General features: G+C 69.1%; 27 protein-coding genes. 26 read left to right on the forward strand and 1 reads right to left on the reverse strand.

From position 1 onward, the window contains the following. Nucleotides 1–70: 70 nt before the first annotated feature. The 7 genes from napE (at nucleotide 71) to ABE487_RS13405 (ending at nucleotide 5,384) form a co-directional block, all read left to right on the forward strand. Nucleotides 71–271 carry a periplasmic nitrate reductase, NapE protein gene (napE, locus tag ABE487_RS13375; protein ID WP_346447252.1) on the forward strand — a complete coding sequence of 67 codons (201 nt, stop codon included), beginning with the start codon at nucleotides 71–73 and terminating at the stop codon, nucleotides 269–271. 12 nt (nucleotides 272–283) lie between these two features. Next, the gene (napF, locus tag ABE487_RS13380; RefSeq protein ID WP_346447251.1) at nucleotides 284–805 is read left to right on the forward strand and encodes a ferredoxin-type protein NapF; all 522 of its coding nucleotides are present in this window, start codon (nucleotides 284–286) and stop codon (nucleotides 803–805) included. Further along, entirely contained in the window at nucleotides 798–1,115 is a 318-nt protein-coding gene (locus ABE487_RS13385; RefSeq protein WP_346447250.1) for a chaperone NapD, read from the forward strand. Before napF ends, ABE487_RS13385 begins: the two co-directional genes overlap by 8 nt. Continuing rightward, on the forward strand, nucleotides 1,112–3,610 hold the full coding sequence (gene napA, locus ABE487_RS13390) for a periplasmic nitrate reductase subunit alpha (RefSeq protein ID WP_346447249.1): 2,499 nt from the start codon (nucleotides 1,112–1,114) through the stop codon (nucleotides 3,608–3,610). The genes ABE487_RS13385 and napA overlap by 4 nt, the downstream gene beginning before the upstream one ends. Before the next feature lies 1 nt (nucleotide 3,611). After that, nucleotides 3,612–4,127, forward strand: coding sequence for a nitrate reductase cytochrome c-type subunit (locus tag ABE487_RS13395; RefSeq protein ID WP_346447248.1), 516 nt, complete (start codon nucleotides 3,612–3,614; stop codon nucleotides 4,125–4,127). Next, nucleotides 4,124–4,762, forward strand: coding sequence for a cytochrome c3 family protein (locus tag ABE487_RS13400; protein ID WP_346447247.1), 639 nt, complete (start codon nucleotides 4,124–4,126; stop codon nucleotides 4,760–4,762). Before ABE487_RS13395 ends, ABE487_RS13400 begins: the two co-directional genes overlap by 4 nt. A gap of 64 nt (nucleotides 4,763–4,826) precedes the next feature. Then, nucleotides 4,827–5,384 carry a GNAT family N-acetyltransferase gene (locus ABE487_RS13405; RefSeq protein WP_346447246.1) on the forward strand — a complete coding sequence of 186 codons (558 nt, stop codon included), beginning with the start codon at nucleotides 4,827–4,829 and terminating at the stop codon, nucleotides 5,382–5,384. Between the two features lie 34 nt (nucleotides 5,385–5,418). Here the strand turns inward: ABE487_RS13405 and ABE487_RS13410 are convergent, their stop codons facing one another. Then, the gene (locus ABE487_RS13410) at nucleotides 5,419–5,844 is read right to left on the reverse strand and encodes an organic hydroperoxide resistance protein (protein ID WP_346441590.1); all 426 of its coding nucleotides are present in this window, start codon (nucleotides 5,842–5,844) and stop codon (nucleotides 5,419–5,421) included. A 115-nt stretch (nucleotides 5,845–5,959) separates the two neighbouring features. Between ABE487_RS13410 and ABE487_RS13415 the strand changes: the two genes are divergently transcribed. The 19 genes from ABE487_RS13415 (at nucleotide 5,960) to queC (ending at nucleotide 22,471) form a co-directional block, all read left to right on the forward strand. Beyond that, the gene (locus ABE487_RS13415; RefSeq protein WP_346452098.1) at nucleotides 5,960–6,772 is read left to right on the forward strand and encodes an AraC family transcriptional regulator; all 813 of its coding nucleotides are present in this window, start codon (nucleotides 5,960–5,962) and stop codon (nucleotides 6,770–6,772) included. Further along, nucleotides 6,769–7,392, forward strand: coding sequence for an alpha/beta hydrolase (locus ABE487_RS13420; protein WP_346447245.1), 624 nt, complete (start codon nucleotides 6,769–6,771; stop codon nucleotides 7,390–7,392). Before ABE487_RS13415 ends, ABE487_RS13420 begins: the two co-directional genes overlap by 4 nt. Before the next feature lie 31 nt (nucleotides 7,393–7,423). Beyond that, on the forward strand, nucleotides 7,424–8,155 hold the full coding sequence (locus tag ABE487_RS13425) for a YebC/PmpR family DNA-binding transcriptional regulator (RefSeq protein WP_346441587.1): 732 nt from the start codon (nucleotides 7,424–7,426) through the stop codon (nucleotides 8,153–8,155). 22 nt (nucleotides 8,156–8,177) lie between these two features. Next, nucleotides 8,178–8,699: a crossover junction endodeoxyribonuclease RuvC gene (gene ruvC / locus ABE487_RS13430; protein WP_183426630.1), complete on the forward strand. Its 522-nt coding sequence runs from the start codon at nucleotides 8,178–8,180 to the stop codon at nucleotides 8,697–8,699. A gap of 67 nt (nucleotides 8,700–8,766) precedes the next feature. After that, entirely contained in the window at nucleotides 8,767–9,357 is a 591-nt protein-coding gene (gene ruvA / locus ABE487_RS13435; RefSeq protein WP_346441586.1) for a Holliday junction branch migration protein RuvA, read from the forward strand. Between the two features lie 100 nt (nucleotides 9,358–9,457). After that, the gene (locus tag ABE487_RS13440) at nucleotides 9,458–11,320 is read left to right on the forward strand and encodes a potassium transporter Kup (RefSeq protein WP_346447311.1); all 1,863 of its coding nucleotides are present in this window, start codon (nucleotides 9,458–9,460) and stop codon (nucleotides 11,318–11,320) included. Nucleotides 11,321–11,423: 103 nt separating this feature from the next. Continuing rightward, nucleotides 11,424–12,713, forward strand: a complete 1,290-nt coding sequence (locus ABE487_RS13445; protein WP_346441585.1) for a diguanylate cyclase — start codon at nucleotides 11,424–11,426, stop codon at nucleotides 12,711–12,713. Nucleotides 12,714–12,930: 217 nt separating this feature from the next. After that, nucleotides 12,931–13,914 (forward strand): LLM class flavin-dependent oxidoreductase, encoded by a 984-nt coding sequence (locus ABE487_RS13450; RefSeq protein ID WP_346441584.1) that lies wholly within the window; start codon nucleotides 12,931–12,933, stop codon nucleotides 13,912–13,914. A gap of 41 nt (nucleotides 13,915–13,955) precedes the next feature. Further along, complete coding sequence (ruvB, locus tag ABE487_RS13455; protein WP_346441583.1) at nucleotides 13,956–14,993, forward strand: Holliday junction branch migration DNA helicase RuvB; 1,038 nt, start codon at nucleotides 13,956–13,958, stop codon at nucleotides 14,991–14,993. Nucleotides 14,994–15,038: 45 nt separating this feature from the next. Continuing rightward, nucleotides 15,039–15,488 (forward strand): tol-pal system-associated acyl-CoA thioesterase, encoded by a 450-nt coding sequence (gene ybgC, locus ABE487_RS13460; RefSeq protein ID WP_346441582.1) that lies wholly within the window; start codon nucleotides 15,039–15,041, stop codon nucleotides 15,486–15,488. Between the two features lie 15 nt (nucleotides 15,489–15,503). Then, nucleotides 15,504–16,292 carry a protein TolQ gene (gene tolQ / locus ABE487_RS13465; RefSeq protein WP_346452905.1) on the forward strand — a complete coding sequence of 263 codons (789 nt, stop codon included), beginning with the start codon at nucleotides 15,504–15,506 and terminating at the stop codon, nucleotides 16,290–16,292. A gap of 51 nt (nucleotides 16,293–16,343) precedes the next feature. Further along, nucleotides 16,344–16,781: a protein TolR gene (gene tolR / locus ABE487_RS13470; RefSeq protein ID WP_241944079.1), complete on the forward strand. Its 438-nt coding sequence runs from the start codon at nucleotides 16,344–16,346 to the stop codon at nucleotides 16,779–16,781. Next, nucleotides 16,782–17,786 (forward strand): cell envelope integrity protein TolA, encoded by a 1,005-nt coding sequence (gene tolA, locus ABE487_RS13475; protein WP_346447243.1) that lies wholly within the window; start codon nucleotides 16,782–16,784, stop codon nucleotides 17,784–17,786. Between the two features lie 2 nt (nucleotides 17,787–17,788). Further along, nucleotides 17,789–18,163: a cell envelope integrity protein TolA gene (locus ABE487_RS13480; protein ID WP_346447242.1), complete on the forward strand. Its 375-nt coding sequence runs from the start codon at nucleotides 17,789–17,791 to the stop codon at nucleotides 18,161–18,163. A gap of 82 nt (nucleotides 18,164–18,245) precedes the next feature. Next, entirely contained in the window at nucleotides 18,246–19,568 is a 1,323-nt protein-coding gene (gene tolB / locus ABE487_RS13485; protein WP_346441578.1) for a Tol-Pal system beta propeller repeat protein TolB, read from the forward strand. A gap of 66 nt (nucleotides 19,569–19,634) precedes the next feature. Next, a complete protein-coding gene (gene pal / locus ABE487_RS13490; RefSeq protein WP_346441577.1) occupies nucleotides 19,635–20,147 on the forward strand; it encodes a peptidoglycan-associated lipoprotein Pal in 513 nt (170 codons plus the stop codon). Nucleotides 20,148–20,155: 8 nt separating this feature from the next. After that, nucleotides 20,156–20,974 carry a tol-pal system protein YbgF gene (gene ybgF, locus ABE487_RS13495; RefSeq protein ID WP_346441874.1) on the forward strand — a complete coding sequence of 273 codons (819 nt, stop codon included), beginning with the start codon at nucleotides 20,156–20,158 and terminating at the stop codon, nucleotides 20,972–20,974. 4 nt (nucleotides 20,975–20,978) lie between these two features. After that, nucleotides 20,979–21,659: a 7-carboxy-7-deazaguanine synthase QueE gene (queE, locus tag ABE487_RS13500; protein WP_346441576.1), complete on the forward strand. Its 681-nt coding sequence runs from the start codon at nucleotides 20,979–20,981 to the stop codon at nucleotides 21,657–21,659. A gap of 131 nt (nucleotides 21,660–21,790) precedes the next feature. Next, nucleotides 21,791–22,471 (forward strand): 7-cyano-7-deazaguanine synthase QueC, encoded by a 681-nt coding sequence (queC, locus tag ABE487_RS13505; protein WP_346441575.1) that lies wholly within the window; start codon nucleotides 21,791–21,793, stop codon nucleotides 22,469–22,471. Nucleotides 22,472–22,574 lie beyond the last annotated feature (103 nt).

Consider the following 22,574-nt stretch of genomic DNA (forward strand, 5'->3'; position numbering starts at 1 on the left):
CCCAGATCAAGACCTCTGTCGCCAAGGTTGGGTAATCTTCGGGCGCGACTTCTTCTTCGACAGGACTGCCATGACGCCCGAATCGCAGGAGGCTGCCCGCTTGACCACACCCGCACAGCCGGCCGATCCGCGCCGGGCCAAGCGCAAGGAGTTGCTGCTGTTCCTGTTCATCACCGTGGTGATGTTCCCGATACTGTCGGTGCTGATCGTTGCCAGCTACGGGTTCTCCGTGTGGTTCTGGCAGATGTTCACCGGCCCGCCGACGTACTAGTTCGCCGTCGTCATGGTAGCCGCCGCCACCAGACCGCCCGATCCGCGCCGACGCGCGCTGCTGCGCGGTCGTCTGCACGACCCAGATCCCTTGCGCCCGCCGTGGGCATTGGACGAGCGCGCGTTCGTCGATGCCTGCACGGGCTGCGGTGCCTGCGTCGCGGCCTGTCCCGAGCGCGTGCTGGTGATCGGCGAGGGGCGCCTGCCGGTGTTCGATCCGGGCCTGGGCGAATGCACGTTCTGCACCGAGTGCGCCTCCGCCTGCCAGGCCCACGCGTTCCGCCCGGTCGCAGACGTGGCCTGGACGCTGCAGGCGCGCATCGCCGACACCTGCCTCGCGCTGCACGGGATCGTGTGTTCGAGCTGCCGCGACGCCTGCGGCGAATCGGCGATCCGTTTTCCGGTGGCCTCGCGTGTGCCCACGCCGGTCGTGGCCACGGACAGCTGCACTGGCTGCGGCGCCTGCGTCGCCGGTTGCCCATCGGCTGCGATCTCGCTGCGGCCCGTCACCCCTGAGGAAGCCGCCCATGTCTGATCCCCGCCACGAGTGGCATGTCGCCAGCCTGGTCGTCCGCCACCGTCCCCAGGCGCGTGCTGCGCTGGCGGCCGCGGTCGCGACCACCGACGGCCTCGAACTCGCGATGCAGGAAGACACCTGCAGCGTGCTGCTGCAGGAAAGCGACGGCACCGCGGGCCTCATGGCGAGCATCGACGTGCTGCAGTCGGTGGCCGGCGTGATGGCCGTCAACCTCGTCTATCACCACGCCGAGCCGACGTCTGCGATCGATCGCGACTTCGCGCCGGCCGACCACCGTACACAAGACACGACAGGAGCAACGGCATGACCAGCCGCCGCGAGTTCATCCGCAATACCGCCATCGCCAGCGCCGCAGCCGCGGCAGGCATGCCGGTGCCCGCCCATCTGGCCGAGGCGATGACCGAGGGCGACGGCCAGCTCAAGTGGAGCAAGGCGCCGTGCCGCTACTGCGGCACCGGGTGCGGCATCAACGTCGCGGTGCGCGATGGCCGGGTCGTCGCCACCCACGGCGACGTCCATGCCGAGGTCAACCGCGGCCTGAACTGCGTCAAGGGCTACTTCCTGTCGAAGGTGCTCTACGGCGCCGATCGCCTGACCACGCCGATGCTGCGCAAGCGCAATGGCGTGTTCGCCAAGGACGGCGATTTCACCCCGGTGAGCTGGGACGAGGCCTTCGACGTCATGGCCGAGAAGTTCCGCGCCGTGCTCAAGGCCAAGGGCGGCGACGGCATCGGTATGTTCGGTTCGGGCCAGTGGACGGTGTGGGAGGGCTACGCGGCCAACAAACTGATGAAGGCCGGTTTCCGCAGCAACCACATCGATCCGAACGCGCGCCACTGCATGGCCTCGGCGGTGACCGGCTTCATGCGCACCTTCGGCATGGACGAGCCGATGGGGTGCTACGACGACATCGAGGCCGCCGACGCGTTCGTGCTGTGGGGCTCGAACATGGCCGAGATGCACCCGATCCTGTGGACGCGCGTCACCGACCGCCGGCTCACGCATCCGCACGTCAAGGTCGCCGTGCTGTCGACCTACGAGCATCGCAGTTTCGAGCTGGCCGACATTCCGATGGTGTTCAAGCCGCAGACCGACCTGGTCATCCTGAACTTCATCGCCAACCACATCATCAAGACCGGTCGGGTCAACCGCGACTTCGTCGACAGGCACACGACCTTCAAGCGCGGCAACGACGACATCGGCTACGGCCTGCGGCCCGAGCACCCGCTGGAGGTCGCGGCCAAGAACGCGCAGGACCCCAACGGCGGCACGCCGATCGACTTCCAGGCCTTCGCCGACTTCGTCGCGCCGTACACGCTCGAGCGCACGATCGAAATGACCGGCGTGGAGCGCGCGTGGCTCGAGCAACTGGCCGAGCTGTACGCCGATCCGAAGATCAAGGTCATGTCGTTCTGGACCATGGGCTTCAACCAGCACACGCGCGGCACCTGGGCCAACAACATGGTCTACAACATCCACCTGCTGACCGGGAAGATCGCCACGCCGGGCAACAGCCCGTTCTCGCTGACCGGCCAACCGTCGGCCTGCGGCACCGCGCGCGAGGTCGGCACCTTCAGCCACCGCCTGCCGGCCGACATGGTGGTCACCAACCCTGAGCATCGTCACCACGCCGAGGCGATCTGGAAGATTCCGCACGGGATCATCAAGGACAAGGTCGGCTACCACGCGGTCGAGCAGAACCGCGCACTGCGCGACGGCAAGCTCAATGCGTATTGGGTGCAGGTCAACAACAACATGCAGGCCGGCGCGAACATGCTCGAAGAGGGCTACCCTGGCTACCGCAATCCCGACAATTTCATCGTCGTCTCCGACGCCTACCCGACGGTGACCTGTCAGGCGGCCGACCTGATCCTGCCCACCGCGATGTGGGTGGAGAAGGAGGGCGCCTACGGCAACGCCGAACGCCGCACGCACTTCTGGCATCAGTTGGTGCAAGCGCCGGGCGAAGCACGCTCGGACCTGTGGCAGCTGATGGAGTTCTCCAAACGCTTCACCACCGACGAGTGCTGGCCCGAGGAGATCCTGGCAGCGAACCCGCAGTTCCGCGGCAAGACGCTGTTCGACGTGCTCTACCGCAATGGCAAAGTGGACGCCTTCGGGGTCGAGGAGATCGAAGCGGGCTACGCCAATGCCGAGGCCGATGCGTTCAGCTTCTACGTGCAGAAGGGCCTGTTCGAGGAGTACGCCGAGTTCGGTCGCGGCCACGCGCACGACCTGGCGCCGTTCGACATGTATCACCGTGAGCGCGGCCTGCGCTGGCCGGTGGTCGACGGCAAGGAGACGCGCTGGCGCTACCGCGAGGGCGCTGATCCGTACGTCAAGCCGGGCACGGGCTTCCAGTTCTACGGCAACAAGGACGGCCGTGCGGTGATCTGGGCGCTGCCCTACGAGCCGCCGGCCGAGTCGCCCGACGACGAGTACGACCTGTGGTTGGTGACCGGGCGCGTGCTCGAGCACTGGCACTCGGGTTCGATGACCATGCGCATTCCCGAGCTGTACCGCGCTTTCCCGTCGGCAGTGGTGTTCATGCATCCCGACGACGCCCGCGCGCGCGGTCTCAAGCGCGGCGACGAAGTCTCGGTGTCGTCGCGGCGCGGTGCGATGCGCACGCGCGTGGAGACCCGCGGCCGCAACCGGATGCCGCGCGGGGTGATCTTCGTGCCATGGTTCGATGCCGCCCAGCTGATCAACAAGGTCACGCTCGATGCGACCGATCCGATCTCCAAGCAGACCGATTTCAAGAAATGCGCGGCCAAGGTCGCCGCGGTGGGAGTGGCCTGACATGCGCAAGATCCTCGCCATCGTGTTGATGCTCGTGCTGGCCGCGTGCGGCGATCGCGCACCCAAGCCCGAGATCGTGCCGCCGGCGCCCGAGGTCGGCGCGCGCGGCAATCCGGTCCAGGACATCGATCCGTTGCGACGCAACGTGCCGATTACCGCTGAGATCACGCCGCTGCCGATGGCGCGGGTCGAGAACTTCGATCGTCGCCGCGGCCGCGCCTACCCGATGCAGCCGCCGACCGTGCCCCACAGCATCGAGGGCTACCAGGTCGACAAGAACGCCAACCGTTGCATGCTGTGCCACGCGCGCAGCAATGCCGCGCAGTTCCAGGCGCCGGAGATCAGCGTGACCCACTACATGGATCGCGACGACCAGTTCCTGGCGCAGGTGTCCTCGCGGCGCTACTTCTGCCTGCAGTGCCACGTCGTGCAGACCGACGCGCAGCCGCTGGTCGCCAACGGCTTCCGTGATATCGACAGCGTGCTGCGGTCCGAGCGCGAGGAGACCTTGCAATGAAGGCGTTCGGGCGGGTCCAGGCCACGGTCCGGTCGTTCTGGAAGACGCTGCGCTCGCCGGCAGTCCACCTGAGCCTGGGCTTTTTGACGCTGGGTGGGTTCATCGCCGGGGTGATCTTCTGGGGCGGCTTCAATACCGCGCTGGAGGTCACCAACACCGAAGCGTTCTGCACCGGCTGCCACGAGATGCGCGACAACGTCTTCGAGGAGCTCAAGACCACCATCCACTACAACAACCGCTCGGGCGTGCGGGCGACCTGTCCCGATTGTCACGTGCCGCACAACTGGACCCACAAGATCGGACGCAAGATGCAGGCCTCCAAGGAGGTCTGGGGCAAGATCTTCGGCACGATCAATACGCGCGAGAAGTTCCTGGACATGCGCCTGACGCTGGCCGAGCACGAGTGGGCGCGGCTGAAGGCCAACGATTCGCTCGAGTGCCGCAACTGTCATGACTACGACTCGATGGACCTCACCCGCCAGGCGAGCCGGGCGGCGCAGATCCATCGCACGTACCTTGCGACCGGGCAGGCGACCTGCATCGACTGCCACAAGGGCATCGCGCACCGGTTGCCCGACATGACCGGCGTGCAGCAGGGCGTGCGGGCGGTGCCGGCGGCCCACACCGCGCACTGAAGGCGCGCAACATCGCGCCGGCCACCGCTGGAGGCCGGCGCGGCGTTGCTGCGACAATGGCGCGATGACTGTCGAACCCACCGCCGAACCGCCGCTGCCGCCGGGCTTCGTACTGCGCCGCGGTGTCGAAGCCGATGCGGCGCGGCTGTCCGCCCTCGCTGCGCGGACGTTCACCGAGACCTTCGGGCATCTGTATCCGCGCCATGATTTGCAGGCCTTCCTCGACGAGGCCTACGCCGTCGAGCGCCAGCGCATCGTGCTGACCCATCCCGACTACGCAGTCTGGCTGCTCGAGCGTAACGGCGAGGCCGTCGGTCATACCGCCGCCGGCCCCTGCGGCCTGCCGCACGCCGAGGTCGCACCGGGCGATGGCGAGCTCAAGCGGCTGTATCTCGTCCGTGGCCTGCAGGGGGCCGCGCTCGGCACCCGCATGATGCAGGTCGCGATGGACTGGCTGCTGCGCGAGGGCCCGCGCACGCTGTGGGTCGGCGTGTGGTCGGAGAACCTCGGCGCGCAGCGCTTCTATGGCCGCTATGGTTTCGGCAAGGTCGGCGAGTACCTGTTTCCGGTCGGCGCGACGCAGGATCTGGAGTTCATCCTGCGTCGGCCCGTGCAGCGCTGAGCCAGGCGCCTGGGATGGCGCCCGGCTGCTGCCCTCAGGCCACGACCAGGGTCACATCGATGTTGCCGCGGGTCGCGTTCGAGTAGGGGCAGACCGCATGCGCGGCCTCGACCAGCGGCTGCAACTGCTCGCGCGGCACGCCGGGGGCGCGGATCGTCAACGTGGCCTGGATGCCGAAGCCAGCCGGAATCGGGCCGATGCCGACTTCACCGGTGATCGTGGTATCGGCAGGCAGCGTGACCTTCTGCTTGCCGGCAACCAGCTTGAGTGCGCCCAGGAAGCAGGCGGCATAGCCGGCGGCGAACAGTTGTTCGGGATTGGTGCCCGGGCCGCCGGCGCCACCCAGTTCGCGCGGCGTGGACAGGGCGATGTCGAGGGCGCCGTCGTTGGAGGCGGCGCGGCCTTCGCGTCCGCCGGTGGCGGTGGCAGTCGCGGTGTAGAGCACGGTGTCGAGGGACATGCGAAAGGTCTCCGGGTGGCAGCCGGCGGAATGCCGCTGCGGTATCGACACTGTGCGTGGTTCGCTGATACGTTTGGGCATGCCAAGTCCAGGAAACTTGGCCTGGAGTCCTGCAATGGTGGATCGGCTGGCCGTGCTGCTGGATCGGTTCCGGATCACCGCCGATGTCGACGCCGGCCCTGGCGAGGTTGGCAGCCACGACGACGGCGCGCTGTGGCTCGTGGCGGCCGGTGCGTTGCGCTTGGCTGCGCAGTCGCAGCCGATGGCCGGCCCCGGCCTCCTGCTCGTCCCCCAGCGCATCCTGGCCGACGAGGTCATCACCGAACCCGGAGCGCGCGTGCTCGCCGCGCGGCTGCGCTTGGAGGGCGGCGCCGACAATCCGCTGGTGCGGGCCTTGCCCGCCGTGCTGTGGCTGCCCGCCGACGCGGTGCCGGGCTCGGCCGGGCTGTTCGCGCTGGTGTTCGAGGAGGCCTTCGACGGCCGCTGCGGGCGCACGGTGCTGCTCGATCGGCTGATCGAGGCGCTGCTGGTCCAGGTGCTGCGCCAGCAGATGGAATCGGGCGGCCTGCGCGGCGGACTGCTGGCGGGCATGGCGCACCCGCGGCTACGGCGCGCACTGGTCGCGCTGCACCAGGCGCCGGCGCGCGGCTGGACGCTGGCATCGATGGCACAGGCTGCGGGGATGTCGCGCAGCGCCTTCGCGCAGAGCTTCCGAGAGGCGCTCGGACAGACCCCGGGCCAGTACCTGCAGGATTGGCGGATCGCGCTTGCGCAGCGGGCGCTGCGGCGCGGCCGGCCGCTGAAGGTGATCGCCGACGAAGTCGGCTACGGCAGCGAGGCGGCGCTGTCGCGGGCGTTCAAGGCCCGCAGCGGGCTGTCGCCGCGGGCCTGGCGGCAGGCGACGGGTCTGCTGGACATGGCCGCATGAGCAACGGGCCTCAACGTGTCGTGCTGCTGCACGGCATCTGGATGGTCGGTCTGACGATGCGGCGCTTTGCACGCCGCCTGGCGGCGGCGGGGTTCGCGCCGGAGATCTTCGGTTACCCCAGCGTCACCGGTGGGCCGCAGGCCGCGGTCGATGGCCTGCTCGCGCAGGTGCGTCGCGGCGGGCCGGCGCATCTGGTCGGGCACAGCCTCGGCGGCCTGGTGGCGCTGCAGGCGCTGGCGCAGGCGCCGGACCTGCCGGTCGGGCGCGTGGTCTGCCTCGGCTCGCCGGTGTGCGGCAGCGGCGCTGCGGCCGAGCTGTCGCGGTGGCCGATCTCGCGGCTGTACTTCGGCCGCAGCGCCGACATCCTGCTCACCGGCTGCGCCCGGTGGCCGCCGCAGGTCGCGGTCGGGATGGTCGCCGGCCGGGTCCCGCGCGGGCTGGGGGCGTTGTTCGCGCGCTTCGATGGCCCACACGACGGCACCGTGGCGGTGGCCGAGACGCGCGCGCCGGGGTTGACCGACCACGTGGTCGTCGACGCCAGCCACAGCGGCCTGCTGTTCTCCTCCCCGGCGGTGTCCCAGACCGCTGCGTTCCTGCGCGAAGGCCGCTTCGCGCGCTAAAATCGCGCCTTCGACGCTGAAAAGAACGACCATGGGACGAGGACCTTCGATCGAGGCCCGCAAGAACGCGACCGACGCCAAGCGCGGCAAGATCTTCACCAAGATCATCCGCGAGATCGGCGTCGCCGCGCGTGCCGGCGGCGGCGATCCGGCCAACAATCCGCGCCTGCGCGTCGCCATCGACAAGGGCATGGCGCAGAACATGTCCAAGGACGTGGTCGAGCGCGCGATCAAGAAAGCGACCGGCGAACTGGAAGGGGTCGAGTACGAGGAGATCCGCTACGAGGGGTACGCGCCGGGCGGCGTGGCGGTCATCGTCGACGCCTTGACCGACAACAAGGTCCGCACCGTGGCCGACGTGCGCCATGCCTTCGGCAAGTGCGGCGGCAACCTCGGCACCGATGGCTCGGTGGCCTTCATGTTCAAGCGTCTGGGCGTGCTCAGCTACGACGCCGGCGCCGACGAGGAACGGATCACCGAGGTCGCGATCGAGGCCGGCGCCGACGATGTGGTCGTCTATCCCGAGGACGGCGCGATCGACGTGATCACCGCGCCCGAGGATTTCGCTGCGGTGCGCGAGGCGATGGCCGCCGCCGGCCTCGCCCCCGAGCACGCCGAGCTGACGTTCCGCGCCGACAACGACGTCGCGGTCGATGCCGAGACCGCGCAGCAGGTCCGCAAGCTGCTCGACCTGCTCGAGGACCTCGACGACGTCCAGGACGTGTACTCGAACGTGGATCAAGCGTCGCTGGACGGCGCCTGACGGCGCCGGTGATCCGTCGCCGATGACCCGCATTCTTGGCATCGATCCCGGCTCGCAGCGCACGGGGGTGGGCATCATCGACGTCGATGCGGCCGGCCGCGTCACGCATGTGCATCACGCGCCGCTGTCGCTGCTGTCGGCCGGCGATTTCCCGGCACGGCTGCGCCGCCTGCTGGTCGGGCTGGGCGAACTGGTCGAGCTGCACCGGCCCGACGAGGTGGCGATCGAACGGGTGTTCATGTCGCGCAATCCCGACTCGGCGCTCAAGCTCGGTCAGGCGCGCGGGGCGGCGATCGGCGCGGTGGTGCTGCGCGATCTGCCGGTCCACGAGTATGCGGCCAGCGAGATCAAGCTCGCGGTCGTTGGTCGCGGCAGCGCCGAGAAGGGCCAGGTCCAGCACATGGTCGGCCTGATGCTCGGGCTGACCGGCAAGTTGCAGGCCGACGCTGCCGATGCGCTGGCGGTGGCGATCACCCATGCCCACGTCCGTGCGACGGCCGGCCGACTGGGGCTCGACGCGCGTCAGGCCTGGAGCAGGAAATGAGCGACATCGCGGCCTTGTCCGCCCCCCTCCCCATGTTTCATGACCGGCCCGCGGCCGGAGGCGCTCCATGATCGGAAGACTGCGCGGCAAGCTCGTGCACAAGGCTCCCCCCTGGCTGGTCGTCGATGTGGGCGGGGTGGGATATGAGTTGGAAGCCCCGATGAGCACGTTCTACGACCTGCCCGAGGTCGGGCGCGAGGTCGCGCTGTTCACGCACTACGCGCACAAGGAGGACACCGTCTCGCTGTACGGCTTCCTGCACGAGTCCGAACGCCGGCTGTTCCGCGATGTGCAGAAGGTCAGCGGGATCGGCGCCAAGATCGCGCTCGCTGTGCTGTCGGGAGTCAGCGTCGATGCGTTCGCGCAACTGGTCCAGGCCGGCGACGTCACGGCGCTGACCCGAATTCCGGGGATCGGCAAGAAGACCGCCGAGCGGATCGTGGTCGAACTGCGCGATCGGGTCGCCGACCTGGGTGGCGCGGGTGGGGCGGTGGCCGGGCGCACCGGGCCTGCCGATCCGTTATCGGAGGCGACCGTCGCCCTGCAGCAATTGGGGTACAAACCGGCCGAGGCGGCGAAGATGGCGAAGGCCGCGGCGCGTGATGGCGATGCGGCCGAAATCATCATCCGCAAAGCGCTACAGTCCGCGCTTCGCTGACCCACCGCCCGTCAGGGGCCCCCACGTCATGAACCAGTCCACGCGCCAGGCGGCGCCCGATCCGCGCAGTCCGCCCGGCCACCCGCAGACCCATGGCCAGATCGGCCTGGCGGGGCTGGTCGCCGGGGCGATCGGCGTCGTGTTCGGCGACATCGGCACCAGTCCGCTGTACACCCTGCGCGAGGCGTTCTCGTCGCATTACGGTTTGGTGGCCGATCACGACACCGTGCTCGGCGTGCTGTCGATGATCTTCTGGTCGCTGACGATCGTGGTGACCTACAAGTACGTCACCATCATTCTGCGCGCCGACAACGACGGCGAGGGCGGCATCATGGCGCTGATGGCGCTGGCCCAGCGCTGCCTGGCCAAGGGCGGGAAGTCTGCGTATCTGGTCGGCATTCTCGGCGTCTTCGGCGCGTCGCTGTTCTTCAGCGACGGCGTCATCACACCGGCGATTTCGGTGCTGTCGGCGGTCGAAGGCCTGGAGGTCGTGGCGCCGGGCCTGCATGCGTGGATTATTCCGATCACCGTGCTCGTGCTCGGCATCCTGTTTGCGACCCAGCGGTTCGGCACCACGAAGGTGGGGCGGGTGTTCGGCCCGATCATGGTGCTGTGGTTCGCCTCGCTCGCGATGCTGGGCGTGCTCAACATCCTGCACGCGCCCGAGGTGCTGCATGCGCTCAATCCGTGGTGGGCGGGGCGGTTCTTCGTCGAGCACAGTTGGGGCGGGGTGTTCATTCTCGGCGCGGTGGTGCTTGCGGTGACGGGCGGCGAGGCGATCTATACCGATATGGGCCACTTCGGTGCGCGCCCGATCCGCTATGCCTGGTACTTCTTCGTGCTGCCGGCGCTGATGCTCAATTACCTGGGGCAGGGCGCGCTGGTGCTCGAGGACCCGGCAGCGATCCGCAACCCGTTCTACGTCGGCGTGCCCGAGTGGGCGCGCTGGCCGATGATCGTGCTGGCCACCGCGGCGACGGTGATCGCGTCGCAGGCGGTGATCACCGGCGGCTTCTCGGTCGCTCGGCAGGCGATGCAGTTGGGCTACATCCCGCGCATGCATGTGCGCCACACCTCCAGCGACACTATCGGCCAGATCTACATCCCCGGGGTGAACTGGGCGATGGCGGTGGTGGTGATCGCGCTGGTGCTCACGTTCCAGACCTCCTCGGCGCTGGCGGCGGCCTACGGCATCTCGGTCTCGCTGACGATGCTCATCGATACGTTGCTGCTGATCGTGGTCGCGCGGGCACTGTGGCCGCGCTGGCGGCGCTGGGTGCTGCCCTCGTGCGCGGTGTTCATCCTGATCGATGTCGCCTTCGTCATCGCCAACGGTGCCAAGGTGCTGCAGGGCGCCTGGTTTCCGCTGGTGCTGGGCATCACGCTGTTCACCCTGCTCAGGACCTGGCGGCGCGGCCGTCAGCTGCTGCGCGACGAGATCCAGAAGGAGGGCATTCGCCTGGATACCTTCCTGCCGGGCCTGATGCTCGCCCCGCCGGTCCGGGTGCCGGGCACCGCGGTGTTCCTGACCGCCGACCGCGGCGTCGTGCCGCAGGCGCTGATGCACAACCTCAAGCACAACAAGGTGCTGCACGAGCGCAACGTGTTCCTGACCGTCGAAACGCTCGCCGTGCCGTATGCGGCGCCTGCGCGCCGATTGCGGATCGATCCGGTCGGCGACGATTTCCATCGCATCACCCTGCGCTTCGGCTTCATGGAGACGCCGGACGTGCCGATGGCGCTGATGCGCTGTGGGGACGTGGAGGGCGGCATCGTGATCGACCCGATGGACACCACCTACTTCACCAGCCGCGAGACCGTGGTGGCGACGCCGCGGCGGGGCATGCCGGTCTGGCGCGACAAGCTGTTCGCGCTGATGCATCGCAACGCGGCGCCGGCCACGGGCTTCTTCCGCATCCCCGGCAACCGCCTCGTCGAGCTCGGATCGCAGGTGCATATCTAGCCGGACAGCACGCACCCGCCGGGCGGGTGCGACGCAGTGTCGCGTTCAAGCGCGCCCGCCGTCGGCCGATAACGTCGGCGAGTACCGTCGGACGCCGAACCGCATGCACGCGCTCCTGCCCAGGATCCCGACCTCGCCCCTGCCGCAGCGCGTGCTGCTGGTGGAGAACTCGCGTGCCTACACCCAGGCCGTCGCCGGCACCATCGAGAGCCGGCTCGAACTGCCGGTGACCGTGGCCGGATCGCTGGCCGAGGCCGAGCGGGCGCTCGACGCCCACAACGACTGGTTCCTGGTGTTGACCGGGTTGGTGCTGGCCGACGGCGATCGCGACTCGGTGGTCGATTTCTTCCTGGCCCGTGGCCTGGCCACGGTCGTCGTCAGCGGTGTCTACGACCGCGAACTGCGCGACCGGTTGCTGCGCCGGCAGGTGATCGACTTCGTGCTCAAGAGCACGCCCGGCAGTCTGGATTACATCGTCTGGCTGGTGCAGCGGCTCGAGCGCAATCGGCGGATCTCGGCACTGGTGGTCGACGATTCGGCCTCGGCGCGCGAGCGCACCGCCTGGTTGCTGGAGATGTTCGGCTATCGGGTGGTGCAGGCCGCCGAGGGCGATGCCGCGCTGCGTGCGCTCGAAGCCGACCCGACGATCCGCCTGGCCTTGATCGACGAGGAGATGCCGGGCATGCAGGGCGTGGAAGTGACGCGGCGCCTGCGCGCGCTGCGCGCCCGCGATCGGGTCGCGGTGATCGGCGTGTCGGGCTGCGAGGATGCCGACCTGGTCGCCCGTTTCCTCAAGAACGGCGCCAACGATTTCCTGCGCAAGCCCTATTCGCGCGAGGAGTTCTTCTGCCGTGTCTCGCAGAACGTCGATCAGCTCGAGCTCATCGGCAGCCTGCAGGACTTGGCGACGCGCGATTTCCTGACCGGCCTGCCCAACCGGCGCTGCTTTCTCGAGCGCACCGAGCAGCAGCTGCCCGCCCTGCAGGACGGCGGGACATCGGTGGCGATGGCGATCCTCGATGTCGACCACTTCAAGCACATCAACGACAGCTGGGGGCACGAGACCGGCGACCATGCGCTGCGAGCGCTGGCGAACGCCCTGTCGGCGCATGCTCGCCCGCAGGACCTGATCGCGCGCTTTGGCGGCGAGGAGTTCTGCCTGCTGGTGCCCGGGCTCGATACCGAGGCGCTGGCCGCGTACTTCGAGCGCCTGCGCGGCTGCGTCGAGAACCTGCGGGTGCCGGTGCGCGGCGGCGATCTGCGGATGACCGTCAGCATCGGCGTGTGCGCCGCGTCCGTCGGCGATGACCTGCACCGGCTGCTGGCCGAAGCCGATCGCCGGCTTTACCTGGCCAAGGCCGGCGGCCGCAACCGCGTGGTGATGGACGGCTGACCGCTCGGAGCACGAAGTAAGCGCGAGGCGTATCCGACCGCCACGGCGTCGATCGACGCGTCCATCGGCGCCCGAGAAGACCTGCGATGCGGCTCGGACGAAAGCGCGGCGTCCAGCACGCCGTTACGGCAACCGCAAGGCAGCGTTCCACCCGCCGGCCATGGAGTTCGACGGCTCGGGCCCCATGTCCCTGAGCATGCCCCCTCCAGGCCCCCCGATGATTCCGTACTCTGTCCTCGACCTCGCGCCCGTCACCGAAGGCTCGACGCCCGCCGACTCGTTCGCCCGCTCGCTCGACCTCGCCCGCCACGCCGAGGCCCTGGGCTACCGCCGCTACTGGCTGGCCGAGCATCACAACATGCCCGGCATCGCGAGCGCCGCGACGGCCGTGCTGATCGGCCACATCGCCGGCGGCACCTCGACGATCCGGGTCGGCGCCGGCGGCGTGATGCTGCCCAACCACGCGCCGCTGCAGGTCGCCGAGCAGTTCGGCACGCTCGCATCGCTGTATCCCGGACGTATCGACCTCGGCTTGGGCCGCGCCCCCGGCACCGACCAGGCGACCACCCAGGCCCTGCGCCGCTACTACGCGGGCGCGGACGCCTTCCCGTCCGACGTCATGGAACTGCTGCGCTACTTTGAGCCGGCCAGGCCGGGTCAGCCCGTGCAGGCCGTCCCCGGTGCCGGACTGGATGTGCCGGTCTGGATCCTCGGCTCGAGCCTGTTCGGCGCGCAGCTGGCCGCCTCGCTGGGCCTGCCCTATGCATTCGCCTCGCACTTCGCACCGGCCGCGATGACCGAGGCGCTTGCGCTCTATCACCGGGACTTCCGCCCATCCCAGCGGCTGCAGCAGCCGCATGCGATGCTCGCACTCAACGTCGTCGCGGCCGACACCCGCGCCGAGGCGCAGCGGCTGTTCACCACCCAGCAACAGAGTTTCGTGCGCCTGCGCCGCGGGATGCCGGGGTTGATCCCGCCGCCGATCGACGACATCGACGCGATCTGGAATCCGGCGGAGAAGGCCATGGTCGCCCAGGCCCTGGCGTGCTCGGTGGTCGGCGACCCGACCGATGTGCGCGAGGGTATCGCCGACTTCGTTGCCCGGCACCGCCCGGACGAGCTGATGCTCACCGCCAACATCTTCGATCACGACGCCCGCCGTCACAGCTTCGCACTGGCCGCCGAGGCCATGCGCCGCTGACCCCGGTTCTGGTTCGGGGGGTGGCGTGCGATCATGCCGGGATGACCCAGGACCGCATCATCGCCGCCGACGCCACCCACGAGGACGACGCCGTCGAGGCGAGCATCCGGCCGCAGCGGCTGGACGACTACCTCGGCCAGCAGCCGGTCCGCGAGCAGTTGTCGATCTACATCGAGGCCGCCCGGCAGCGCCGCGAGGCGCTGGACCACGTGCTGGTGTTCGGGCCGCCTGGCCTGGGCAAGACCACGCTCAGTCATGTGATCGCCAACGAACTGGGCGTGGCGCTGCGCGTGACTTCGGGCCCGGTGATCGAGAAGGCCGGCGACCTGGCTGCGCTGCTGACCAACCTGCAGCCGCACGATGTGCTCTTCATCGACGAGATCCATCGCCTGTCGCCGGTCGTGGAGGAAGTCCTGTACCCGGCGATGGAGGACTTCCAGCTCGACATCATGATCGGCGAGGGCCCGGCCGCGCGCTCGATCAAGATCGACCTGCCGCCGTTCACGCTGATTGGCGCGACGACCCGCGCCGGTCTGCTGACCGCACCGTTGCGCGATCGCTTCGGCATCGTCCAGCGCCTCGAGTTCTACAGCACCGAGGAGCTGACCCGCATCGTCCGGCGCTCGGCACAGATCCTGGGGATGGCGTGCGAACCGGAAGGTGCGGCGGAGATCGCGCGGCGCGCGCGCGGCACCCCGCGCATCGCCAACCGTCTGCTGCGGCGGGTGCGCGACTATGCCCAGGTCCGCGCCGGCGGCCGCATCGACCACGCCGTCGCGCACGCCGCGATGCAGATGCTCAAGGTCGACCCGGAGGGGTTCGACGAGCTCGACCGGCGCCTGCTGCAGCTGATCATCGAGAACTTCGATGGCGGCCCGGTCGGCGTCGAGTCGATGGCCGCCGCGCTCAGCGAAGAACGCGGCACGCTCGAGGACGTGATCGAACCGTATCTGATCCAGCAGGGCTTTCTGGTGCGCACCGCGCGCGGTCGCATGGCCACGCGCAAGGCCTACCTGCACCTGGGGCTGCGCCCGAAGGCGCCCGAACTGGGAAATGGAGACTCAGGGGCATTGTTCTGATGGCCCCACGATCCGCTCGACACCACCGACCGTGAGCCACACCCCATGACTTCCCGATCTCCCACCTCCGGTGCCGGTTCACCGGTATTCAGTTGGCCGACACGCGTCTACTGGGAAGATACCGACGCTGGCGGGGTCGTCTATCACGCGCAGTACGTCGCCTTCATGGAGCGCGCACGCAGCGAGTGGTTACGTGCCCACGGTCATGGTCAGACCTCGTTGCAGGATGACCACGGCACGATGTTCGCGGTGCGCGCGATGCGGATCGATTTCCGCAGTCCTGCGCGCCTGGACGATGCGCTGGAGGTCGAAGTGGTGCTGCGTCAGTGTCGACGCGCGAGCGCGGTGTTCGTCCAGCGGATCTGTCGCGAGGGCGTGCTGCTGGTCGATGCCGAGGTACGCGTGGCCGCGCTGTCGGCGGCGGATTTCCGTCCGCGTGCGTTGCCCGAAGCGCTGTATACCCAGCTCAAGTCACTCGAAACGTCAGCGGAGTAATCCTGGATGAGCCCAATGCCCGTACTGTTGCAGTCCGCCGCCCAGGTGCAGGCCCTGCCCGAGGAGGCCACCGCCGGCGCCACCGAGCTGGCGAACACCGGTGCGGCCGCTGCCGCGACTGCGCCGCTGCCCAACGATCTGAGCATCCTCGACCTGATCCTGCACGCCTCGATACCGGTGCAGTTGGTGATGCTGCTGCTGTTACTGGCGTCGATCTCCTCGTGGGTCATCATCTTCCGCAAGAAGCGCATGCTCGACCGCGCAGAAAAAGAGGCCGACCGCTTCGAGGAGCGTTTCTGGTCGGGCGCCGAGATCGGCAAGCTCTACAGTTCGGCGACCGAGCGCAGCCGTGAGATCGAGGGGCTGGAGGCGATCTTCGAGGCCGGCTACCGCGAGTACTCGCGCCAGCGCCAGCGTCGCGGCATCGACAGCCGCACCCAGCTCGAGGGGGCGCAGCGCGGCATGCGTGTGGCCGGTGCCCGCGAGCTCGACGGCCTGGAACGCAATCTCGAGTTCCTCGCCAACGTCGGCTCGATCGCGCCGTACGTCGGTCTGCTGGGCACGGTGTGGGGGATCATGATCTCGTTCCACGGCTTGGCCAGCGTCAAGGAGGCCACCATCGCCACCGTCGCGCCGGGCATCTCCGAGGCGCTGATCGCGACCGCGATGGGCCTGTTCGCGGCGATCCCGGCGGTGTGGGCCTACAACCGCTTCGCGACCAAGGTCGAGCGCATCGCCACGCGCTATGAGGCCTTCTCCGACGAGTTCTCCTCGATCCTCGAACGTCAGACCGGCGCCGACTGACCCCAGCCGCGCCGGGCGGTCGCTGGACCGTCCACGAACCCGGACCCCGCCATGTCGTCGATCTCCCTTCGCCGTGCCAAGCGGCGCAAGCTCAAGAACGAAATCAACGTCGTGCCCTACATCGACGTGATGCTGGTGCTGCTGATCATCTTCATGGTCACCACGCCGCTGATGAACCTGGGCACCGACATCAACCTGCCCGATTCGCGCGCCAAGTCGCTCGGTACGCCGAAGGACCCAGTGGTCGTCAGCGTCTATCCCGACGGCCAGCTGGCGCTGATGGTCGAGCAGCAGAACACCTCGGTCACGCGCGAGGACCTGGTCGCACGCTTGCGCGGTATCCACACGCAGAACCCGGAGGCCACGATCCTGGTCAACGGCGATGGCGCCGCCAGCTACCAGCGCATCATGAATGCCATCGACCTCATCAACGAGGCCGGCATCTCCAAGGTCAGTCTGATCAGCCGCCCGCAGGAGGGCGCGAACTGAATGCGTGAATCGCGCACCGACGACGCGATCGCAGTCGGGCTGGCGATCCTGGTCCACGTGCTGCTGTTCGGGCTGATCCTGCTCGGCGCACTGTGGAGCGCGTCGTCGCGCCCGACCTCAGCCGCCGGTTCTCCGGTTTCGGCGGACGTCATCGACCCCAATGCGTTGAGCGCGGCCGACCGACGCGCGCTTGCCAGCCGCCCCGAGCCGGTCGCCGAGCCCGTGCCCGAACCTGCACCGGAGCCGGTGCCAGCGCCCACGCCCGAGCCCGTCGTCGAGCCCCTGCCCGAGCCGGAACCCGAGCCGGTTGCCGCGCCGCCGCAGCCGCTGCCCGAGCCGCGTCCCGAGGATGCGGTCGAGCGTCGCCAGCCGACGCCCCAGGAGGTCGTGCCCAAGCCCGACACCGTCTCCCAGGATGCCGTGCGTCGTGAGGCGCAGGCTGCCGAGGCGCGCGAGCGGGAGCAGGAGGAAAAGCGCCGGCAGGCGCAGATCGAGCTGGCCGAGCAGCAGAAGCAGCAGGAGGCCGAGGAGAAACGCCGGCTTGCCCGCCAGGAACTGGAGAAGCTGCGCGCCGAACGCGAGAAGGCCCAGCGCGAAGCGCGCCTGGCCGAGCAGCGGCTCAAGCAGATCGCCGACCGCGAGGCGCGCCAGGCGGCCGAGCGCGCCGCGGCGTCCGCAGCGGCGTCGGCGGCGAGTCCGCCGCCCGGCCGTCCCGATGGCGACAGCGGCCTGGCCGCCAAGTACGCGGCGGCGATCCAGGAAGCGGTGCGCCGCAACTGGCGTCGGCCCGACAACGTGCAGTTGGGTCAACGCTGCCGCCTGTACATCACCCAGTTGCCGGGCGGCGAGGTGATCAGCGTCGAGTTCGACCCGTCGTGCCCGTACGACGCTCAGGGCCGGCGCTCGGTCGAGGCCGCGGTGCGCGCCGCCGAGCCGCTGCCTTACGCCGGCTTCGAATCGGTCTTCAACCGCAGGCTCAACTTCAACTTCACCGCGCAGGATTGACGATGCCAAGTCCGGTCTCGACTGCCAGGGCGGCGTTCGCAGTGAGCGTGCTGGCGGTGTGCGGCCTGACCACACCCGTGGCTGGCCGCGCCGACGACGGGCTCGAGGCCCGGTATCGGATGGCCTTGCATCAGGCCGTGCAGAGCCAGTGGCGCAAGCCGGACATCGTTGGGGACGTGCGGTGCCGGGTGCTGGTCCGGCAACTGCCTGGTGGCGATGTCGTGTCGGTCGAGCCGGTACGCGAGTGCGGGTTCGACGCCAAGGCCCGGCAATCCCTGCTCGAGGCGGTGTACCGGGCCTCCCCGCTGCCGTATTCGGGCTTCGAGCGGGTGTTCGAGCGTCAACTCGTCATCACCTTCACCAGCGGCGCGCCATGATTGCGCCCGGATTCATCCTGTTGCGCCGCGCAGCGGCCAAGCTGCGCGGGTCTCTTTTCCCATTCTCATGTCCGGTAGGCCGATGAAACCCATCCTGATCCGTTGTCTGATCGCCCTGTTCGCGCTCGCACTGCCGATGATGGCCAGCGCGCAACAGCAGGGGCTGGAGATCGATATCACCGGCGGCAGCGCGCAGGCGATGCCGATCGCGGTCGTCCCGATGCCCTACCAGGGCAGCGGCACCGCGCCCGATACCGACGTGGCCGCGGTGATCCGCGCCGACCTCGACCGCTCCGGTCAGTTCCGCACGCTGCCCGACCGCGACATCGTCGAGCGCCCGACCCGTGGCAGCGAGGTCCAGTACCCGACGTGGCGCGCGCTGCGCCAGGACTTCCTGGTCGTGGGCCGGGTCGTCGACGCCGGCGGCGGTGGCTACCGCGTCGAGTACGAGCTGTTCGACGTCGCCAAGCAGGAGCGCATGCTCGGCCTGGCGATGACCGCACGCGCCAATGCGATGCGCGACGTCGCCCACCAGATGGCCGACGCGATCTACGAGAAGATCACCGGCGTGCGCGGTGCGTTCTGGACCCGGATCGCCTACGTGACTCAGACCGGGCTGGGGCAGAACGCCCGCTATGCGCTGGTCGTCGCCGATTCCGACGGCCACAACCCGCAGACTGTGGTGCGCTCCAACGAGCCGCTGCTCTCGCCGGCATGGAGCCCGGACGGCCGCCGCATCGCCTACGTGAGCTTCGAACGTGGCAACTCGGCGATCTACATCCAGGACATCTCCACCGGCGGCCGCGAACTGGTCTCCAGCTTCCGTGGCATCAACGGCGCCCCGGCGTTCTCCCCCGACGGCCGTCGCCTGGCGCTGTCGCTCTCGCGCAGCGGCAATCCCGAGATCTACGTCATGGACCTGGGCAGCAAGGCGCTGACCCAGGTGACCAATCACTTCGCGATCGACACCTCGCCGGTCTGGGCGCCCGATGGCGCCAGCCTGTACTTCATCTCCGACCGGGGCGGGCGGCCGCAGGTCTACCAAGCGCCGGCGAGCGGCGGCAACGCCACCCGGGTGACGTTCGAGGGCAGCTACAACGCCGACCCGTCGGTCTCCTTCGATGGCAAGAAAATCGTCGTGGCGCAAGGGTCGGGCAACGTGTACCGTATTGCACTGCTGGATCGCAGCCTGGGGTCGCCCCGCTGGTCCACGCTGTCGCCCGGATCGCTCGACGAATCGCCGAGTTTCGCTCCGAACGCCGGCATGGTCCTGTACGCGGCGCGCGAGGGACGTAGGGGTGTGCTGTATGCGGTCTCTTCGGATGGCCGGGTACGCCAGCGCCTCGTCCTCGCCGATGGTGATGTGCGCGAACCGGCATGGGGTCCGTTCCGGGAACAGCGCTGACGCTGCCTGCACGTCCTTCACAACAATACTCACTGCCCTGATTCGACATAACCAAGGATCGACGAGATGAAGACGACCACCCGTGTGATGCTGGCAGCGCTGCTCTGCACCGCCGCCGTCGCGTGTTCCAAGAAGGTGAAGGAAGAAGCGCCGGTCGCGACCGGTCCGTCCACCGGCACGGTCGCGCCGACCCCGTCGACCGCGGGTGCCTACACGCCGGCCGACCTGGACAGCGACGCCTGCCTGCGCCAGCGCGTGGTGTACTTCGATCTGGATCAGGACTCGCTGCGTCCGGAGTTCCAGGCCATCGTCAGCTGCCACGCCAAGTACTTGCGCGACCGCAGCTCGGCGCGCATCTCGCTTGAAGGCCACGCCGACGAGCGCGGTAGCCGCGAGTACAACCAGGGCCTGGGCGAGCGCCGTGGCAATGGTGTGTCCTCGGCACTGCAGGCCAACGGTGGCTCGGCTGCCCAGCTGGCCGTCGTGAGCTACGGCGAAGAGCGTCCGGTGTGCACCGAGTCGAACGAGGATTGCTGGGCCCGCAATCGTCGCGTCGAGATCATCTACACCGCCCGCTGATGCGCTCGATGCGTCACTGGCTGGTGCTCCCAGTTGCGTTCGCGGCGACCCTCGTGGTCGCCGCGCCCGCGTCCGCGCAGCGCGCGAGCCTGGCCGACCGCGTTGCCGCGCTGGAAGCCCGCTCGGGAGACACCAGCGCGAACATGGACCTGCTCAACCAGGTCAACCAGCTGCGGCAGGAACTGGTCGCCCTGCGCTCGCAGGTCGAGGAGCTGCAGCAGCAGAACGAACAGCTCAAGAACAGCAACCGCAGCCAGTACCTGGACATCGACGGCCGGCTCAACCGGCTCGAAGGCGCCGGAGGCGGTGCCGGCGGTGCCGGTGGCATGGAACTGCCCGAACTCGGGCGTGGGGCCGTCGGTGCCGCGCCGACCCCATCCCAGGACGGCGCCGGCACGCAGCCGTCGGACGCGCCGCCGGCGACGGCGCAGGCACCGGCCGATGAGCGTGGTGCCTACGAGCAGGCGTTCGCCGCGCTGCGCAATGGCGACTACGCCGAATCGGCGACGTTGTTCCAGGCCTTCCTGGCCCAGCACCCGCAGGGCAGCTACGCGCCCAATGCGCTGTACTGGCTGGGCGAGAGCTACTACGTGACCCAGAACTACGCCTTGGCCGAGGAACAGTTCCGCGCGCTGCTGCAGCGCTATCCGACCAGCGACAAGGCGCCCGGCGCCCTGCTCAAGGTCGGTCTGTCGCAGTACGGCCTGAAGAACCTCGAAGCGGCCGAAGCGACGTTGGCCGAGGTCGGCAAGCAGTATCCGGGCAGCGATGCCGCCCGCACGGCAGCCGACCGGCTGCGCGCGATCCAGCTCTCGCGCTTGCGCTGATCCCATGACCGCCGTCGCGCCCGATGCGGTCGCCGCATCCGCGGCCGACCGGCTCAAGCTCACCGAGATCTTCCTGTCGCTGCAGGGCGAGGCCCGCGACGCAGGCTGGCCCACGGTGTTCGTGCGCCTGACCGGCTGCCCGCTGCGCTGCGGCTATTGCGACACCGCCTACGCCTTCCACGGTGGTCAGTGGTGGACGATCGACGCGATCCTCGACGAGGTCGCCCGCCAGGGCGTGCGCCATGTCTGCGTGACCGGCGGCGAGCCGCTGGCGCAGAAGCGTTGCATCGGCCTGCTCAAGCGCCTGTGCGATGCCGGCTACCAGGTCTCGCTCGAAACTTCGGGCGCGCTCGATGTGTCCGACGTCGACCCGCGCGTAAGCCGCGTTGTCGACATCAAGACGCCGGGCTCCGGCGAGGCCCACCGCAACCTGTGGGACAACCTGGCGTTGCTGACCGCGCACGACCAGATCAAGTGCGTGATCTGCTCGCGCACCGACTACGAATGGGCCCGCGATCTCGTCCTCGAACGCGGCCTGCACCAGCGCTGCGATGTGCTGTTTTCCCCAAGCAAGGGCGAAATCTCCGCGCGCGACCTCGCCGACTGGATCGTGGCCGATCGCCTGCCGGTCAAGTTCCAGATGCAGTTGCACAAGCTGCTGTGGAACGACGAGCCGGGGCGATGATCGCGCGATACGCGACGCGGTTCCACGGCCGGCGGTGACGCGCGGGCGACTGCGTTCCGTGCGAGGACCCGGCGCGTGGCGCTGTGGCTGCTAGGCTTCTCGATTCCTCGATTCCCCTCGTTTGCTCCCCCATGAAGAACGCCGTTGTCCTGTTGTCCGGAGGCATGGATTCCGCCGCCGTCGTCGCCATCGCCCGCGAGCAGGGCTTCGCGGTCCACGCGCTGAGCGTGCGTTACGGACAACGTCACACCTCCGAGCTCGACGCGGCCGCGCGCGTGGCGACTGCGCTGGGCGCGGTGGCCCATAAGACCGTCGACGTCGACCTGCGCGCGTTTGGCGGCTCGGCGCTGACCGACGACATCGAAGTTCCCGAGGCCGGCAGCGTGGGCATCCCGGTCACCTACGTGCCGGCCCGCAACACGATCATGCTGTCGCTGGCGCTGGGCTGGGCAGAAGTGATCGGCGCGGCCGACCTGTTCTGCGGCGTCAACGCGGTCGACTACTCGGGCTACCCGGACTGCCGGCCGGAGTTCGTCGCCGCGTTCGAACGGCTGGCCAACCTGGCGACCAAGGCAGGCGTCGAGGGGGCCGGCATCCGCGTTCACGCGCCGCTGCAGCACATGAGCAAGGCGGACATCGTCCGCGAAGGCCTGCGCCTGGGCGTGGACTTCGGGCTGACCGTCTCGTGCTACCGCGCCGATGCACAGGGCCACGCCTGCGGCCATTGCGACGCCTGCCGGCTGCGCGCCGATGGCTTCGCCTCCGCGGGCGCGCCCGATCCGACGCACTACGTGCCGACCATCGCCGGCTGAGCCGGCATCGTTCGCGGGCGCCGGCTGGCCGGTCGGTGGCGCCTATTGCCCGCCGATCGCATGCGGACATCGCCCATATACGCGTGTGTCGCGCTCGCCCTGC

It is taken from the genome of Luteimonas sp. TWI596, assembly GCF_039674105.1.
In the GTDB taxonomy this organism is placed as follows: Bacteria; Pseudomonadota; Gammaproteobacteria; order Xanthomonadales; family Xanthomonadaceae; genus Luteimonas.

Coding starts and splice junctions, on each gene's coding strand:
- pal (WP_346441577.1), top strand. CDS start 19,635: ATGAAGACGACCACCCGTGTGATGCTGGCAGCGCTGCTCTGCACCGCC.
- tolQ (WP_346452905.1), top strand. CDS start 15,504: ATGCCCGTACTGTTGCAGTCCGCCGCCCAGGTGCAGGCCCTGCCCGAG.
- tolA (WP_346447243.1), top strand. CDS start 16,782: ATGCGTGAATCGCGCACCGACGACGCGATCGCAGTCGGGCTGGCGATC.
- ruvC (WP_183426630.1), top strand. CDS start 8,178: ATGACCCGCATTCTTGGCATCGATCCCGGCTCGCAGCGCACGGGGGTG.
- ruvB (WP_346441583.1), top strand. CDS start 13,956: ATGACCCAGGACCGCATCATCGCCGCCGACGCCACCCACGAGGACGAC.
- ABE487_RS13450 (WP_346441584.1), top strand. CDS start 12,931: ATGATTCCGTACTCTGTCCTCGACCTCGCGCCCGTCACCGAAGGCTCG.
- napE (WP_346447252.1), top strand. CDS start 71: ATGACGCCCGAATCGCAGGAGGCTGCCCGCTTGACCACACCCGCACAG.
- ybgF (WP_346441874.1), top strand. CDS start 20,156: ATGCGTCACTGGCTGGTGCTCCCAGTTGCGTTCGCGGCGACCCTCGTG.
- queC (WP_346441575.1), top strand. CDS start 21,791: ATGAAGAACGCCGTTGTCCTGTTGTCCGGAGGCATGGATTCCGCCGCC.
- ABE487_RS13385 (WP_346447250.1), top strand. CDS start 798: ATGTCTGATCCCCGCCACGAGTGGCATGTCGCCAGCCTGGTCGTCCGC.
- ybgC (WP_346441582.1), top strand. CDS start 15,039: ATGACTTCCCGATCTCCCACCTCCGGTGCCGGTTCACCGGTATTCAGT.
- ABE487_RS13405 (WP_346447246.1), top strand. CDS start 4,827: ATGACTGTCGAACCCACCGCCGAACCGCCGCTGCCGCCGGGCTTCGTA.
- napA (WP_346447249.1), top strand. CDS start 1,112: ATGACCAGCCGCCGCGAGTTCATCCGCAATACCGCCATCGCCAGCGCC.
- tolR (WP_241944079.1), top strand. CDS start 16,344: ATGTCGTCGATCTCCCTTCGCCGTGCCAAGCGGCGCAAGCTCAAGAAC.
- ruvA (WP_346441586.1), top strand. CDS start 8,767: ATGATCGGAAGACTGCGCGGCAAGCTCGTGCACAAGGCTCCCCCCTGG.
- queE (WP_346441576.1), top strand. CDS start 20,979: ATGACCGCCGTCGCGCCCGATGCGGTCGCCGCATCCGCGGCCGACCGG.
- ABE487_RS13415 (WP_346452098.1), top strand. CDS start 5,960: ATGGTGGATCGGCTGGCCGTGCTGCTGGATCGGTTCCGGATCACCGCC.
- napF (WP_346447251.1), top strand. CDS start 284: ATGGTAGCCGCCGCCACCAGACCGCCCGATCCGCGCCGACGCGCGCTG.
- ABE487_RS13395 (WP_346447248.1), top strand. CDS start 3,612: ATGCGCAAGATCCTCGCCATCGTGTTGATGCTCGTGCTGGCCGCGTGC.
- ABE487_RS13480 (WP_346447242.1), top strand. CDS start 17,789: ATGCCAAGTCCGGTCTCGACTGCCAGGGCGGCGTTCGCAGTGAGCGTG.
- ABE487_RS13445 (WP_346441585.1), top strand. CDS start 11,424: ATGCACGCGCTCCTGCCCAGGATCCCGACCTCGCCCCTGCCGCAGCGC.
- tolB (WP_346441578.1), top strand. CDS start 18,246: ATGAAACCCATCCTGATCCGTTGTCTGATCGCCCTGTTCGCGCTCGCA.
- ABE487_RS13400 (WP_346447247.1), top strand. CDS start 4,124: ATGAAGGCGTTCGGGCGGGTCCAGGCCACGGTCCGGTCGTTCTGGAAG.
- ABE487_RS13410 (WP_346441590.1), bottom strand. CDS start 5,844: ATGTCCCTCGACACCGTGCTCTACACCGCGACTGCCACCGCCACCGGC.
- ABE487_RS13425 (WP_346441587.1), top strand. CDS start 7,424: ATGGGACGAGGACCTTCGATCGAGGCCCGCAAGAACGCGACCGACGCC.
- ABE487_RS13420 (WP_346447245.1), top strand. CDS start 6,769: ATGAGCAACGGGCCTCAACGTGTCGTGCTGCTGCACGGCATCTGGATG.